The sequence below is a fragment of the Azonexus sp. IMCC34839 genome (genome assembly GCF_047047955.1).
In the GTDB taxonomy this organism is placed as follows: Bacteria; Pseudomonadota; Gammaproteobacteria; order Burkholderiales; family Rhodocyclaceae; genus Azonexus.
In genome coordinates this window covers 2,834,201-2,848,512 of the sequence record NZ_CP150631.1, presented here as the reverse complement: position 1 = coordinate 2,848,512, position 14,312 = coordinate 2,834,201, and the positions used below count along the sequence as shown (strand labels likewise).

Annotated in this window: 14 protein-coding genes; 2 read left to right on the top strand and 12 right to left on the bottom strand. The window is 60.8% G+C overall.

Features of this window, described 5'->3' with window-relative positions:
• The first annotated feature begins 2 nt into the window (after positions 1 to 2).
• Complete coding sequence (locus tag WIF35_RS13840; protein ID WP_412478804.1) at positions 3 to 662, top strand: glycine-rich domain-containing protein; 660 nt, start codon at positions 3 to 5, stop codon at positions 660 to 662.
• A gap of 3 nt (positions 663 to 665) precedes the next feature.
• Here WIF35_RS13840 and WIF35_RS13835 read toward each other — a convergent pair whose 3' ends face one another.
• From WIF35_RS13835 to WIF35_RS13780, 12 genes are all read right to left on the bottom strand, one after another.
• Entirely contained in the window at positions 666 to 2,714 is a 2,049-nt protein-coding gene (locus WIF35_RS13835; RefSeq protein ID WP_412478803.1) for a diguanylate cyclase, read from the bottom strand.
• A gap of 31 nt (positions 2,715 to 2,745) precedes the next feature.
• On the bottom strand, positions 2,746 to 2,889 hold the full coding sequence (locus WIF35_RS13830; RefSeq protein WP_412478802.1) for a hypothetical protein: 144 nt from the start codon (positions 2,887 to 2,889) through the stop codon (positions 2,746 to 2,748).
• Positions 2,889 to 4,820 (bottom strand): DUF4178 domain-containing protein, encoded by a 1,932-nt coding sequence (locus WIF35_RS13825; protein ID WP_412478801.1) that lies wholly within the window; start codon positions 4,818 to 4,820, stop codon positions 2,889 to 2,891. Before WIF35_RS13825 ends, WIF35_RS13830 begins: the two co-directional genes overlap by 1 nt.
• A gap of 22 nt (positions 4,821 to 4,842) precedes the next feature.
• Entirely contained in the window at positions 4,843 to 5,862 is a 1,020-nt protein-coding gene (locus WIF35_RS13820; protein ID WP_412478800.1) for an SPFH domain-containing protein, read from the bottom strand.
• Positions 5,863 to 5,880: 18 nt separating this feature from the next.
• A complete protein-coding gene (locus WIF35_RS13815) occupies positions 5,881 to 6,282 on the bottom strand; it encodes a DUF350 domain-containing protein (protein ID WP_412478799.1) in 402 nt (133 codons plus the stop codon).
• 83 nt (positions 6,283 to 6,365) lie between these two features.
• Positions 6,366 to 7,088 carry a type III pantothenate kinase gene (locus WIF35_RS13810; protein WP_412478798.1) on the bottom strand — a complete coding sequence of 241 codons (723 nt, stop codon included), beginning with the start codon at positions 7,086 to 7,088 and terminating at the stop codon, positions 6,366 to 6,368.
• A complete protein-coding gene (locus WIF35_RS13805; RefSeq protein ID WP_412478797.1) occupies positions 7,085 to 7,873 on the bottom strand; it encodes a biotin--[acetyl-CoA-carboxylase] ligase in 789 nt (262 codons plus the stop codon). Before WIF35_RS13805 ends, WIF35_RS13810 begins: the two co-directional genes overlap by 4 nt.
• A 10-nt stretch (positions 7,874 to 7,883) precedes the next feature.
• On the bottom strand, positions 7,884 to 9,296 hold the full coding sequence (gene ntrC / locus WIF35_RS13800; RefSeq protein ID WP_412478796.1) for a nitrogen regulation protein NR(I): 1,413 nt from the start codon (positions 9,294 to 9,296) through the stop codon (positions 7,884 to 7,886).
• Positions 9,297 to 9,343: 47 nt separating this feature from the next.
• Positions 9,344 to 10,405: a nitrogen regulation protein NR(II) gene (glnL, locus tag WIF35_RS13795; RefSeq protein WP_412478795.1), complete on the bottom strand. Its 1,062-nt coding sequence runs from the start codon at positions 10,403 to 10,405 to the stop codon at positions 9,344 to 9,346.
• A 41-nt stretch (positions 10,406 to 10,446) separates the two neighbouring features.
• Positions 10,447 to 10,896, bottom strand: a complete 450-nt coding sequence (locus WIF35_RS13790) for a DUF4124 domain-containing protein (RefSeq protein WP_412478794.1) — start codon at positions 10,894 to 10,896, stop codon at positions 10,447 to 10,449.
• Positions 10,897 to 11,004: 108 nt separating this feature from the next.
• Positions 11,005 to 12,420 carry a type I glutamate--ammonia ligase gene (glnA, locus tag WIF35_RS13785; protein WP_412478793.1) on the bottom strand — a complete coding sequence of 472 codons (1,416 nt, stop codon included), beginning with the start codon at positions 12,418 to 12,420 and terminating at the stop codon, positions 11,005 to 11,007.
• A gap of 189 nt (positions 12,421 to 12,609) precedes the next feature.
• Positions 12,610 to 13,782: a cation diffusion facilitator family transporter gene (locus tag WIF35_RS13780; protein ID WP_412478792.1), complete on the bottom strand. Its 1,173-nt coding sequence runs from the start codon at positions 13,780 to 13,782 to the stop codon at positions 12,610 to 12,612.
• Between the two features lie 47 nt (positions 13,783 to 13,829).
• Here WIF35_RS13780 and WIF35_RS13775 point away from each other — a divergent pair, with 47 nt between their 5' ends.
• Complete coding sequence (locus tag WIF35_RS13775) at positions 13,830 to 14,282, top strand: rhodanese-like domain-containing protein (RefSeq protein ID WP_412478791.1); 453 nt, start codon at positions 13,830 to 13,832, stop codon at positions 14,280 to 14,282.
• The last annotated feature ends 30 nt before the right edge of the window (positions 14,283 to 14,312 follow it).

The window sequence follows — 14,312 nt, the reverse complement described above, 5'->3', positions numbered from 1 at the left end:
ACATGGCCAAGCTGCTGATCGGCGCCTTCGTGGCGCTCATCGTCTTCCTGATCTGGCGGCACTGGAGCCGGCAGCGGCGCGCCGGCTACATCGCGGCCTATCCCTATCAACGCCAACTCGACAAGCGGCTGGCAGCACGCCGGCCGGAACTGAGCGAAGCCCAACGCGGCGAGGTTTTCGCGGCATTGGTCGATTACTTCCAGATCTGCCGGCTGGCCGGGCGACGCATGGTGGCCATGCCTTCGCAAGCGGTGGACGACGCCTGGCACGAGTTCATCCTGTTCACCCGGCAATACAATAAATTCTGCGGTTCGGCCTTCGGTCGCTTCCTGCACCACACGCCAGCCGAAGCGATGACGACACCGACGCAAGCGAGCGACGGAATCAAGCGCGCCTGGCGTCTGGCCTGCACCCTGGAAAAGATCGACCCGAAGAAACCCGATCGTTTGCCCCGCTTGTTCGCCATCGACGCTGCACTCGGCATTGCCGGTGGCTTCGTCTATCACCTCGACTGCATGGCAGCACGCGGCGCGGGGGGCTCCGGCTTCTGCGCCAGCGATATCGGCTGCTCCTCGGGTTGTGGCGGTGGCTGTAGCGGCGACTCCGGCGGCGGAGACGGGGGCAGCGGTTGCGGCGGAGGCTGCGGTGGTGGCGGCGACTGAGCGCTAACCCTCGGTCACGCGGTAGGCAACGACGCGATTGCGCCCCTCGCGCTTGGCCACATAAAGCGCCTCGTCGGCAGCCTGCGCCAATTCATCGGGTGTCTTGCCGTGATCGGGATAGGCCGCGACGCCGGCCGATGCCGTAAAGGACAACTCGAAATTGCCGAACTGGATACGGATGTCGGCGATCCTCTGGCGCCAGGCTTCGGCACGCTCCAAGGCCGTCGCCAAAGCCATGCGTGGCATCAGGATGACGAACTCCTCGCCACCGTAGCGACATAGCACGTCCTCGTGGCGCACATCGGCTTGCAACTGGCCGGCCAGTTCCTTGAGCGCCAGGTCGCCGGCCAGATGGCCATAGGTATCGTTGATCTGCTTGAAATGGTCGAGATCGAGGATGACCAAGGCCAAGGGATAGCCCTCACGCCGAGCCCGCCACAATTCACGCTCCAGGGTTTCGTCAAGATAGCGGCGATTGAAGCAACCGGTCAGACTGTCACGTATTGCCTGCTCCTTCAAGGCGGCCTGCAATTTCTCGATTTCCTGCAATTGTCCGCGCAGGCGGTCGTTGGCCGAGCGCAACTGGCTCTCGACGGCACGTCGTTCCGAAATATCACGCGCGATGCCCAGCACCGTCTGTGGCTGGCCGGTTTCATCCAGAACAAAGCTGGCCACCACCTCGGAAACGATCACGCCGCCATTCTTGTGCGGCTGCTCTATTTCCGTCGTAGCCGAGAGCGCACTCATGTCGCCTTCGCCGAGGCGCTGCAGATGCTCCTGCAGAATGGCCATGGCGTGACAATATGACTCTGCCGTCAGCGCCTCCTGCAGACTCTGCCGCATCACCTCCTCGGCCGTATATCCACGGACATTACGGATCGATGGGCTGACATAGGTAAAACGTAGGCTGGCCAGATCGAGCGTCCAGATGACGTCCTTGCTGTGTTCGGCCAATTGCCGGTAACGCTCTTCGCTCTGGCGCAAGGCGAATTCGGCTTCACGCCGACTGGCGGCCTCGGCCCGCAACAAACGATTGAGCTTGGCAAAATGCCAGGCCACCAGCAAAACCGCCGTCAACAACACTGCTCCAAGAGCAAAGGCCGGCCACACCCAAACCGGCAAGCGGCGGCTGCCACTATCGAAAATCAAGCCATCCATCGAGACATTCGTCGGCAACATTTGCAGTTCGGCGTATGTCCGAGCAATCTGCTGCCAGCGTTGCGCAGACTGAGTGCCCAGTTCGATCAGTTCCGGCTGCATCAGTCGCTTCATTTCGGCCGCCTCGAACAGCAGATGGGCCAGACTGTGACGGTTCGAGTAGCGACGCAGGATCAGTTCCGCCGCCTCCTGCGGATGTTCCATGGCATAGGCCCAACCCTTTACGGCGGCATCACGAAATGCCCGTACCTCGGAGGGCTGACGTTTGCTCCTCTCCTCGCTGGTAAACAGCGTATCACCATAAAAATTGATGCCGACTGCCCGCGGAGTGAACACCAGGTAGGGGAAGTCGTGCTGGCGCAGGATGAACGGCTCATCGGTTGAATAGCCCGACAAGGCATCGACCCGCCCGGAAATGAGGTCATCGGGATCGAAGCTGTGCGGGATGACGGTATAACGCTCGATGCCCTCGCGCTTCAGGTAGGCGTAGAGTTCAGCTTCGTGCGGCATCAGCATGATCTTGGCGCCACCGTTGTTCAGCGCCTCGATACTCGAAACCTTCTTGCGATTGACCAGCAAGACCAACGGTGAATTCTGGATGATCGCAGCCACAGCGACGATGGGTTTGCCCCGCCCGCGGTGCAGCGCCAGTTCGGATGCCGCAACGCCGTAGTCCGCCTTGCCGGCCAACACCAGATCGACGGGATCCTCTCCGGAGCCCAACTCGCGCAAAGTGACGTCGAAACCGGCATCGCGGAAATAGCCCTTCTCGATCGCCACGTAATAACCGGCAAACTGGAACTGATGCTTCCAGTTCAGTTGAATCGTCACAGCTTCCAGGGCATTTGCGCTGAAACTGACTGCAACGAGCAGAAGCAGGAAGAGAGCCCGCATCAGACGACCCGCCGCCGATGCCTGCCGACAATCATTTGTGATAGCTCCGACTGCCGCTGGAATGCCCTGAACTCGAACTCGCCTCGTTGTCGAACATGTTCCAACCCTGATGCTGGGCATAAGCGAAAAACGACAGGGCAAGAATGCTGACGACCATGTTGAATTTGCGGAACATCAGTCGTCATCTCCATCGGAATCGTCGCTGGTCACCGGCGGGTGGTCGCTCTCCATCCAGCGTCGCGCCTCGAAGGCAGCGTGACGCAAGCGTGTGAAGATCGGGAAGATGGCCAGGAAGATCATCACCATGATGAAATTCGACCAACCGGCGCCGCCGGTTTTGACCTCCAAAGTGTCGTGCACCGCAGCATAGCGGTCGTTGCCGATCTCCGGGTCGAGCGTCAGGTAGTAGGTGCCGGCTGGGATATTGCGGAATACCACCTCATCGTCCTGGCTGCCTTCGGTCCAATGGCCATCATCGTAGCCCTGGTAGAAGGAAAGTTCGCGCGTTGCCGGCCAGGCTTCACCGGTCGCCTTGTTCACCAGCATCAGGTCGAGCCCCAGCCAGTTATTGTCGAGCGAGGTCGTATTGCGCACGGCGATCTTGCGTGGCTTGCCCGTGATCTGGAATTCGCGGCTCTGCACTTCGTCGGCGGTGCGCGGCTCGAAGACGAAATCCTGCTTGAGTAGCTGCTTGCCACCGGAAATGAAGATGAAGAACACCTGTAGCACGATGGCGACCAGCGCCAGCCGCCAGAATAGCTTGCACACCTTGCGATGCGTCTCTTCCCAGGGATTCGGCTGGTTGGCGTACACGCCAATCGGGTCCGGCAAGCGTACTTTCAGCTTGAAGGCCTCGGCGATCACGGCCGGTTCGACATAGCTACCGCAAGTCCAGGTCAAATCCTTTTGGGTCGACTCGCGCGACAGCATCAAGGGCGGCGCAACGTAATCGACCACCCGATTCGTTTCGCCACGCCGCACGCGCCAGGTGAATTCGCCGGCCACCTGGATGACCTCGGCGGTCGCGGTCGTCGAAAAATGCTTGAAGCTTTGGCCGGACCAGCGCACGTCGGCCAGCTCCATGGCACCGCTGCTGGCCGGCGGATTGGACAGCACGTCGGCGATGTTCCAGTGACCGTCGTATTCGGTCAGCCAGCGGTAGGTTCCATTCTCGCTGGCCAGCAGGTACTCGCGCCAATCGTAGGTAATGCCCTCGACCTTGCATTGCTTGACCAGAAAACCGATGACCTCGACCGATTTGCCCTCCAGCGTTCCCTTGCTGCCCAGGGGCAGACGCGGCACATATTTCTCGTCGCGATTGCCCAAGGCTTTCGACAGGATCTTGTAGGTCTCGTCGGCGGTATCAACCACCGCGCCGCAGCTGGCGCAGCCCACCGCCAGGATATCCTTGGAGCGCGCCTGCATCGGCGAACCGCAACTCGGGCAGCGGAACACCTTGGCGGCGACATTGGCCTCCGGCAGCGGCATGCCCTGGCGCAGGTTGGACATTTTCAGCGAGGCGAACTTGACGGCCTCGCCAACGAAAAGCAGCGGTGGCGTTTCGGAATAATCCAGGGTGGCGAAATTTGCCCCATTTCGCATGTCCACCGCAGCAACGGGGTAACCAGCGCCCACCTTGAACGGCAACTCGCCCTGGCCGGCAATACACTCGGCTTCCTCGATGTTGCTGACTGTCCACGTCTGGCTGGCCAGTACGAAACGCTGGCCGATTTTCAACTCACCAAAGGCCGGTATCGCCTCCATGACATGCTGCGAAAAAGTGAGCACATACTCACCTGCTGCCTCAGACAGCCAGCCGGTACGCATGTCATCGAACAGCAGATGCCATTCGTTCCACGTGCCCTGGCTGTAGCGAATCTGGATGCGACCAATCAGGGCGAAATGGACACCCTTGTAGCTGCCCTCCGCCCCCAGTTGCAGCGGCGAACGATCCTCGACCAGCGCCGCCATCTTGCCGATGTCTTCCAGCGCCTGGTCGTGGCGGACCAGCGTGCTCTGGCAGAACTCGCAGACGGCAAAGACTGACGACGCCGATTTGAAGACAACCGGCGCGCCGCAGGAAGGACAGGAGGCGCTCAGGGCCATGGACCAGGATTCCGCAGGGTGATCAGGTCAGCTTCTTGAGCAGCTCCGCCTTCTTGGCCTCGAATTCTTCCTGGCTCAGGATGCCTTTCTCGACCAGGCCGTGCAGCTTTTCCAGCGTGGCGACAACGTCATCGGCTGAAACAGGTGCTGCAGCGGCGGCTTGGACAGCCTGTTGCGGCTGCATGGCGTTGGCGATGTTTTGCCCGAACATCTGGCCGAAACCCAGCCCAGCCCCCAGCCCAACGCCCAAGCCAGCCATGCCGCCTTCGTTCTTGGCCGCATCGGGAATGCTGTTGGCGACTTGGTACTGGGTGTAGCGCTGCATGTCGCCAATCATGTTCATGCTGATCTTCTGATCAAGTACCTTCTGCAACTCCTCCGGCAACGAGATGTTCTGCACCACCAGCGAATCGAGCGACAGGCCGAACTCGGCGAACATCGGCGCGGCCTTGGCCAGCATGGCCTTGCCGAACTCGTCCTGGTTGCCCGCCATGTCGATGAAGGGCACGCCGGATTCGCCGAACAGATCGGTCATGCCGGCAACCAGCGTGTTGCGCAACTGGCCTTCGAGTTCCTCGCGCGTGTAGGTGTCGCGCGTGCCGGAAATCTTCTGGTAGAAGAGTTTGGGATCGGTCAGGTGATAGGAATAGATTCCGAAGGCGCGCAGGCGGACAATGCCGAAATCCTTGTCGCGAATGGTGATCGGGTTGGGCGTGCCCCACTTCTGATCGAGCTGGGTACGCGTCGAGAAGAAATAGACGTCGCTCTTGAACGGGGATTCGAACAGCTTGTCCCAGTTCTTCAGATAGGTGAGCACCGGCAGCGTCTGCGTGTTCAGTTTGTACATGCCGGGCGCAAAGACGTCGGCCACCGTCCCTTCGTTCACGAACATCGCCATCTGCGATTCGCGCACCGTCAGGCTGGCGCCGTTCTGGATTTCCATTTCCGCCATCGGGAAACGCCAGGCCAGCGTACCGTCGGCATCCTCGGTCCACTGCAGGATGTCGATAAACTGTTTCTTGATGAAGTCCATCAGTGCCATGTGAGTCTCCTTGAGAAATCAGGCAATGCAACCGGCATTCAGGATACCGACGCCGAGCGACAATGAAGCGAGAAACACCCCGGAGGCCACCTTGCCCTGGGGAATGCTTGAACTGATCTGCGGCAAGGCCAGGCGCGCCGCCACATAGGCCAGCAGCTGAACGGCCCCGGCAACGACTCCCCAGCCAAGCATGGCGTAGAGGTTGTGACTGACCACGACCGAAACGGCAATGGGCAGTGCAAAGCCGACAATCGCCCCGCCAAGACTGATCGCTGCAGCCGTGTTGCCTTCACGGATCAGGCTCATCTCGCGATAAGGCGTCACGAAAACATAAAGGACGAGAAATACCGCGAGCAGGATAACTGCCGTGGCAAAGAACCCGGCAAAGGCGGGCAGGCTGTTGATGACCGGATCGAACATGGACGCTCCCGGGATTGGCGCAATGACAGGCGATTGTCTCCGCTCGCGCCGCTTAATTCAAGCCCAGGCGCCTTGCTGCCGCCTTAAACGCTGCTTTCCTGCGCCAAACGCAGCAATCCTTCCAGGGGCAGATTGTCGATCAATTGATAAGGAATCGACAGGTGCTCCGCAATACGGGCCGCGTTGCCGCCCGACAGCACACAGAGACCGTTGCTGCCCGGCAGCCGTCGAAAGGCCCGCTCGATGGCGCCGGCTTGAGCCTCCAGCACACCACTGACAATGGCATCATCGGTACAACGCGGCAAAGGATCATGTTTCCCGTTGGCGAAGGGCAAGGCAGCAGTTTCCCGAGCCAGAGCGCGCAGCATCAGTCCGATGCCAGGCAGGATCATGCCACCCAGAAAAGCACCTTCGTCATCCAACGTATCGACTGTGGTCGCCGTGCCTGCCATGACGACCAGCAAAGGACCAGCCACCATGGCATGCGCACCAATCAAGGCGCACCAACGGTCGATCCCCAACCTTTCCGGTTGGCGGTAGCCGTTGCGTACGCCGCCGGCGAATTCGCTGGATTTCACTTCTTGCACCAGCTCGCGCCAGCCACCTAAAGCATCTTCGATACGGTGGGCCGCCGCCTCACCCGCGACGTTGGCCAGCATCACACGACTCACCTCCGGCCAGCGCGTCGGCAATTGCGCCAGTTCTCCCAGACGCGCATGCGGTACGGCACCTTGCGCCAGCCACAGCGTGCCGTCATGCACGCCCCACTTGATGCGGCTGTTGCCGCTGTCCAGGCACAGAATCATGCGCGGCGCAGGCTGACGTCGCCCGACAGGATGCGTTCGATGCCAGATTCGGTCTGCAGCAGCAGGGAGCCATCATCATCGACCCCAAGACAGGTGCCGGTGATTACCCGCTCCTCGCCAAGTATGCTAACGGGCATGTCCTGCCAGGCATGCAGGCGCTGCCAGGCGGTTTTTGCCCCTGGAAAGCCGTGCACCGCAAACAGATCAAGGATGACGGCCAGTCGTTCCAGAATCGCCGCAAACAACACGTGGCGCTCCGGCACCTGGCGCATCGCCTGGCCGAGTCCAGCCGCCGGCTGCAGCAAATCGCCGGCTGGCGGGGCCAGATTGATGCCAATGCCGATCACCGCCTGCGCCCCCCGCCGGTCTGAGGTCAATTCGATCAGGATGCCGCCAAGCTTGGCAAAACCATCTCCTTGCGCCAGCAGGATATCGTTCGGCCATTTCAACCTGACGCCCTGAGCGCCCAATTGCTCCAGCGCCTCCGCCACGGCCAGCCCCACAGCAAGCGACAGACCGGCCAGACGCATCGCATTGCCGGGAAAGCGCCACAGCAGCGAGAAGGTCAGACTCTGCTCCGGCTGCGAAAGCCACTGGCGACCACGTCGGCCGCGCCCAGCCGTCTGCCGGTCGGCCACGACAACCGTGCCGCTCGGCGCACCACGGTCGGCCCGGCGGAGCAATTCGCTGCTGGTGGAGTCGCATTCGTCGAGCGCATCGACGTCAAAGCGACCGGACTGGGTAGCCAGCCGGTCTTTCAGCAAAACAGGATCGATTAAGGGCATGGCAGGGATTTTACTCCCCTGCGTGCTCCTTGCCGCCCTCGATACCCAGTTCCGCGATCTTGCGGGTGATGGTGTTGCGACCGATACCCAGGGCCTGCGCCGCTTCGATGCGTCGGCCGCCGGTATGCGCCAAGGCACGAGCAATGAGAATGCGTTCGAAGGTCTGCGACAAGACGCCATGCACATCCGGCATGCCGCGCGCCAGCAGGCGGTCGACTTCGCCTTCCAGGGCACTTTCCCAATCGGTCGCCAGCGCCACGGGCGTTGCATCGCGCAATTCGCCCGGCAGATCGCCGACTTCCACCTGCTGCCCTGGTGCCATCACGGTCAGCCAGTGACAAAGGTTTTCCAGTTGGCGCACGTTGCCCTGGAATTCAAGGCCGCACAGGTACTTCAATGCAGCCTCGGACAGGCGCTTAGCCTCGACACCGAGTTCGCGGGCGCTTTTCTGCAGGAAGTGACGGGTCAGCAGCGGAATGTCCTCACGCCGTTCGCGCAAGGCCGGCAAACGAATGCGGATGACGTTCAGACGGTGGAACAAGTCCTCGCGGAACAAGGCGTCCTTGACTCGGGTTTCCAGGTTCTGGTGCGTCGCGGCGATGACCCGCACATTGGCCTTGATTGGCGAGTGACCGCCAACACGGTAGAAGTGACCATCCGACAACACGCGCAGCAGGCGGGTCTGCAGTTCGGAGGGCATGTCGCCGATTTCGTCGAGGAACAGCGTACCGCCCTCGGCCTGCTCGAAACGGCCACGCCGTTGGGCCTGGGCGCCGGTAAAGGCGCCGCGCTCATGGCCGAACAACTCGGATTCGAGCAAATCCTTGGGGATCGCCGCCGTGTTGATGGCGATGAACGGCTTGTCCGCCCGCGGACTGTGACGGTGCAGGGCGCGCGCCACCAGTTCCTTACCGGAACCGGACTCACCGGTAATCAATACCGTGGCGTGCGACAGCGCGAGACGACCGATTGCGCGAAACACCTCCTGCATGGCCGGCGCCTGACCGAGAATCTCCGGCACCAGGCCCTCTTCCTCAGCCGCACCACTCTGGTGCATTGACTCATCGATGGCGCGCCGGATCAGTTCAACTGCCTGATCGACGTCGAAAGGCTTGGGGAGGTATTCGAACGCCCCCCCCTGAAAGGCCGCCACCGCGCTTTCCAGATCGGAGTAGGCGGTCATGATGATCACCGGCACCGACGGAAAACGGGTTTTCACTTCCTGCAGCAGCTCCAGGCCGGATTGGCCTGGCATGCGGATGTCCGACATCAGCACCTGCGGCGGCTCGATGCCCTGCTCCAGTTGGGAAATGGCCTCGCTCGCCGAAGCGTAGCTCTTGAACGGAATGCCTTCGCGCGACAGGGTCTTTTCAAGGACCCAGCGAATCGAACGGTCGTCGTCAACGATCCAGACAGGTTTCATTGGTATTGGGCTCATTATGTCTGTCAAATGAGCATTTCTAGCAAGTCTCAGGCCTGCTCGACCGGCAGGCGCAAGGTGAAGACAGTCTTGCCGGGATGGCTGGAGCAGTCGATCGTGCCGTGGTGATGCTGGATGAAGTTCTGGGCGATGGTCAGCCCCAGGCCACTACCGCCCTCACGGCCGGAAACCAGCGGATAGAACATGCGTTCACGGATCTCGTCGGGAATCCCCGGTCCGTTGTCGATCACCTTGATTTCCATGGCCAGGCGATAGCGCTTCTTGGCCAGCGTCACCTGGCGCAGCGCACGGGTGCGCAGGATGATCTCTCCCTCGCCGGCCATCGCCTGTGCCGCGTTGCGCGCGATGTTGAGCACGGCCTGGATCAGTTGCTCGCGGTCACCGACCAGTTCCGGCAGACTGGTGTCGTAGTCGCGGCGAACCGCCAGCGAACCGGGAAACTCTGCCCGCAACAGGCTACGCACCCGCTCGAGGATCTCGTGGATATTCACCGTGGTCGGCAACATCGGACGATGTGGCGTCAGCAGGCGCTGCATCAAATCCTGCAGGCGATCGGCTTCCTTGATGATGACCTGGGTGTATTCCTTCAACGAAGGATTGTTCAACTCGTGCTCAAGCAGTTGCGCCGCACCGCGCAGGCCGCCGAGAGGGTTCTTGATTTCGTGCGCCAGATTGCGGATCAGCTCGCGACTGGCTTGCTGCTGCTCGATCAGGCGCTCCTCCCGCGTTGCTGCAAGGTGATGTTCGATCGGCTGCAACTCGAGCAACAAACGCATGCCTGCGGCAATATCGGGACGCAACGGGGTCACCGTACAATTCAGATGCAAGCGCTCGCCATCGGCGCGACGCACTTCAATGTTCTGACCGGTATAACCCCAGTTATTGTGCAAGCCGTTGTCCAATGCGGCCTGCAGGGTCGTGGAATAGGTGCAAACAGCCGACAGCGGTTTACCGATCACCGCTCGGCTACTGACGGCGAGCAGGTTTTCGCCTGACGGATTGATGTAGCGGACCGACAAGGCATCGTCGATCAACAGGACGGCCGAAGCCAGCAAGTCCAGTCCGGCGAAGTTGGCGTGAGTAGTGTTCATATTACGCAGAGGCCTGGCAGCCAGTACCCGCAGACTCCGAATCAGCGCAGATTCGACAATTCTTTCTGAATCGCCTGGATATTGCGCTCATGCTGGGCGACCCGATCACGATAGGGCGCCACGCGCTCCGGCGTGACACCAGGCGTGCGCTCCTGTTCCGCCAGATCCTTCTTGGCTTGCTCCAAGCTACGCTGTTCGTTGGCCAGCTCCTGCTCCAGGATGTGACGACGATCGCCATCGCGGGCTTTCTGCGTATCTTCCTGCACTTTCGGGAAACCACTCGGCGTCGGATTGGCGGCAGCCCCCGGCGCCCTCGCCTTCGGCGCTGGCATGGAGGTTTCCGGGCTTGCGGCAATCGCCTTGCAGCTCTTGTCCACCCTGGCATTCGAGATCAAGGTGCCACCGTTTTCGTCGGTGCACTTGTATATGGTCTGCGCAGACGCCACCCAAGGCAGCAAGGAGAACAACAGGCAAAGCGAATATTTTGTCATCGTCATCATTCCTCGAATGGCTGTCAGTGTACCGGACTTAACGAACTGATCGGAAAAACGTGGACAAAAAAAGGGCGGGAAACCCGCCCTTTTTCGAACTACATCCGATTACAGGCTGTAGTACAGGTCGAATTCCACCGGGTGGGTGGTCATGCGGACCTTGTTCACTTCGTCCATCTTCAGAGCGATGTAGGCATCGATCCAGTCGTTGGAGAAGACGCCACCCTTGGTCAGGAAGTCGCGGTCCTTGTCGAGAGCGGCCAGTGCTTCTTCCAGCGAGGCGCAAACGGTCGGGATCTGTGCGTCTTCTTCCGGCGGCAGATCGTACAGGTTCTTGGAAGCCGGATCGCCCGGGTGGATCTTGTTCTGCACGCCATCCAGACCGGCCATCAGCAGAGCCGAGAAGCACAGGTACGGGTTGGACAGCGGATCCGGGAAGCGAGCCTCGACGCGACGACCCTTGGTCGAAGCAACGAACGGGATACGGATGGAAGCGGAACGGTTCTTGGCGGAGTAGGCCAGCTTGACCGGGGCTTCGTAGTGCGGGACCAGACGCTTGTAGGAGTTGGTACCCGGGTTGGTGATCGCGTTCAGTGCCTTGGCGTGCTTGATGATGCCGCCGATGTAGTAGATCGCGAATTCGGACAGGCCAGCGTAGCCGTCACCAGCGAACAGGTTCTTGCCATCCTTCCAGACGGACTGGTGAACGTGCATACCCGAACCGTTGTCGCCGACGATCGGCTTCGGCATGAAGGTGGCGGTCTTGCCGTACTGGTGAGCCACGTTGTGGGTCACGTACTTCTGGATCTGGGTCCAGTCAGCGCGCTGAACCAGGGTGCTGAACTTGGTACCGATTTCGCACTGACCAGCGTTGGCCACTTCGTGGTGATGCACTTCAACCGGCACGCCCAGGGCTTCCAGGGTCAGGACCATGGCCGAACGGATGTCGTGCAGGCTGTCGACCGGCGGAACCGGGAAATAGCCGCCCTTGACGGCCGGACGGTGACCGGTGGCGCCATTGCCTTCGTTCTTCTCACCAGCGCCCCAGGAGGCTTCGGCAGAGTGAATCTTCAGTTGGCAGCCGGACATGTCGACAGACCATTCGACGCCGTCGAAGATGAAGAATTCGGGTTCCGGACCGAAGTAGGCGGTATCGCCCAGGCCGGAGGACTTCAGGTAGGCTTCAGCGCGCTTGGCGATGGAGCGCGGGTCGCGGTCATAGCCACGGCCGTCGGTCGGATCGACGACGTCACAGGTCAGGACGACGGTGGTTTCGTCGAAGAACGGGTCGATGTAGGCGGTAGCGGGATCCGGCATCAGCAGCATGTCGGAAGCTTGAATGCCCTTCCAGCCGGCGATGGAGGAACCATCAAAAGCGTGGCCGTTTTCGAACTTGTCTTCGTCAAAAGCGGAGACCGGCACGGTGACGTGCTGTTCCTTGCCACGGGTGTCGGTGAAACGGAAATCGACGAACTTGGCGTCGTTTTCCTTGACCATCTTCATCACGTCTTGCGGGGTTGCCATAAGCGTTAGTCTCCTAAGAAAACAAGTTGCCGGTACGACCGGCGACAATCAAAAAATCGCAACGGCGGAACTTTTAGCAGAAACCATGCCAAAGATCGACAGCCAAGCTTTGTATTTTGCCACAATGAGATGTCGACTTTGCACAAAGATTTGATGCACCATCGATGTGCGCAACATGACACGTTCGCACTATTTTGGTGCGATCTGGCAATTCAGTGACACATAGCGGATCAACGGGTGCGATTTCAGACGATCGGCCACCTCCGCTTCACACTGACGCAATTTCTCGCCACTTTCAAAAAAGGCGTGCGAGAGAAAAACTTCGACTTCGACTTGGCCGTTCAGGTAATGCAAGACCACCTTCTCCGGCTCCGGCAGACCCGCCAGCACAGGTTGCAACTCGCGCAGCATCACATCCCGGCCCGGCAAGCGGAAAGATGCCGACTCCGGTGCCATGTCGTCTTCCGGATCGATATGAACCAGCACATCGAGCACTTCCGGATGCTCCCGCAGAACCCTGGCCCGTGCCGACTCGGCAATCCGATGCCCTTCGGAAACGCTGATCCGCGAATCCACCTGAACATGGGCATCGACCAGGGCCTGATGCGCCATGCGTCGCGTACGCAACTGATGCAAGCCGCGCACCCCCGGCGTCGCCAGCAGGCACTCGCGAATCGACGAAACTTGCCGCTCGTCCAACCCAGTATCGATCAGTTCCTTGATCGCCCCCCACGCCAGTTCGACACCCATACGCAGGATCATGAAGCCCATCAAGGCTGCTGCCAGCAAATCGAGGAAAGCCCAGCCCAGCAGCGCGCCACCGATACCGACCACGACGACCAGGGCCGATGCTGCGTCGGCACGGGTATGCAAGGCATTGGCAATGAGCAGTTGCGAGCGCAGGCGCTCAGCGACGCCGATCAGATAGCGATAGAGCCCTTCCTTCGACACCACGGTGGCGATTGCCACCCACAACGCCGAATACTCCACGGCAGGCAACGCTTCGATATGCTGCAGACGCAGGCCGGACTCCCAGAGGATTCCGCCACCGATCAGGGCCAGTGAAATCCCGAGAACCAGAGTCGCCGCCGTCTCGATCCGGGCATGACCGTAAGGGTGGGCCTCGTCGGCCGGGTGCGCGCTCTGCCGGCTGGCGTAGATGACGAGAAAGTCGGACAGCAGATCCGAAAAGGAATGCAGACCGTGCGCGATTAGCGATTGCGAATGGGCCAGCCAGCCGACGACCAACTGGGCGACAGTCATCACCAGATTGACCGCGACGCTGACCCAGGTCGCCCGTTGCGCCGCCGCCGAACGCTCGGCAGCCGACTCACCGTTTCCCAACTGACGCTCTTCCGCCATCTGCTCTGCCCTATACTATTGGGTCGCAATTCTACCAGCCGGCCATTATGGGAAAGTTAACGGACATCCTGAGCCTCGCCCGCACGCGCGCGGAGGCCTTGGAACGCCCTTATCAGGGAGAGCTTCTGCCGCAGGAGGCCCACAAGCTATTGCAGCTCGCCCCCGGCGCCAAGCTCGTTGACGTTCGTACCCGTGCCGAATGGGACTGGGTCGGGCGTGTTCCCGGCGCCATCGAAATCGAATGGAACCAATACCCCGGCGGTGTGCGGAACCCGAACTTCGTCGCCGAACTCAAACGCCAAGTCGATCCGGAAGCACTGGTCATGTTCCTGTGCCGCAGCGGTGTGCGCTCCATTGGTGCGGCCAGCGCAGCAGCCGAGGCCGGTTACGCCAACTGCTACAACATCCTCGAAGGCTTCGAAGGCGACAAGGACGCCAACGGCCACCGCGGCAACATCGGTGGCTGGCGCAAGAACGGACTACCCTGGATTCAGGGATAATGCTGCGGTGCACCGCAGAAAAACGGCAAA

Excerpts from the sequence above, each read along its gene's own strand:
- WIF35_RS13840 (WP_412478804.1), top strand. The coding sequence starts at position 3 with ATGGCCAAGCTGCTGATCGGCGCCTTCGTGGCGCTCATCGTCTTCCTG.
- WIF35_RS13835 (WP_412478803.1), bottom strand. The coding sequence starts at position 2,714 with ATGCGGGCTCTCTTCCTGCTTCTGCTCGTTGCAGTCAGTTTCAGCGCA.
- WIF35_RS13830 (WP_412478802.1), bottom strand. The coding sequence starts at position 2,889 with ATGTTCCGCAAATTCAACATGGTCGTCAGCATTCTTGCCCTGTCGTTT.
- WIF35_RS13825 (WP_412478801.1), bottom strand. The coding sequence starts at position 4,820 with ATGGCCCTGAGCGCCTCCTGTCCTTCCTGCGGCGCGCCGGTTGTCTTC.
- WIF35_RS13820 (WP_412478800.1), bottom strand. The coding sequence starts at position 5,862 with ATGGCACTGATGGACTTCATCAAGAAACAGTTTATCGACATCCTGCAG.
- WIF35_RS13815 (WP_412478799.1), bottom strand. The coding sequence starts at position 6,282 with ATGTTCGATCCGGTCATCAACAGCCTGCCCGCCTTTGCCGGGTTCTTT.
- WIF35_RS13810 (WP_412478798.1), bottom strand. The coding sequence starts at position 7,088 with ATGATTCTGTGCCTGGACAGCGGCAACAGCCGCATCAAGTGGGGCGTG.
- WIF35_RS13805 (WP_412478797.1), bottom strand. The coding sequence starts at position 7,873 with ATGCCCTTAATCGATCCTGTTTTGCTGAAAGACCGGCTGGCTACCCAG.
- ntrC (WP_412478796.1), bottom strand. The coding sequence starts at position 9,296 with ATGAAACCTGTCTGGATCGTTGACGACGACCGTTCGATTCGCTGGGTC.
- glnL (WP_412478795.1), bottom strand. The coding sequence starts at position 10,405 with ATGAACACTACTCACGCCAACTTCGCCGGACTGGACTTGCTGGCTTCG.
- WIF35_RS13790 (WP_412478794.1), bottom strand. The coding sequence starts at position 10,896 with ATGACAAAATATTCGCTTTGCCTGTTGTTCTCCTTGCTGCCTTGGGTG.
- glnA (WP_412478793.1), bottom strand. The coding sequence starts at position 12,420 with ATGGCAACCCCGCAAGACGTGATGAAGATGGTCAAGGAAAACGACGCC.
- WIF35_RS13780 (WP_412478792.1), bottom strand. The coding sequence starts at position 13,782 with ATGGCGGAAGAGCGTCAGTTGGGAAACGGTGAGTCGGCTGCCGAGCGT.
- WIF35_RS13775 (WP_412478791.1), top strand. The coding sequence starts at position 13,830 with ATGGGAAAGTTAACGGACATCCTGAGCCTCGCCCGCACGCGCGCGGAG.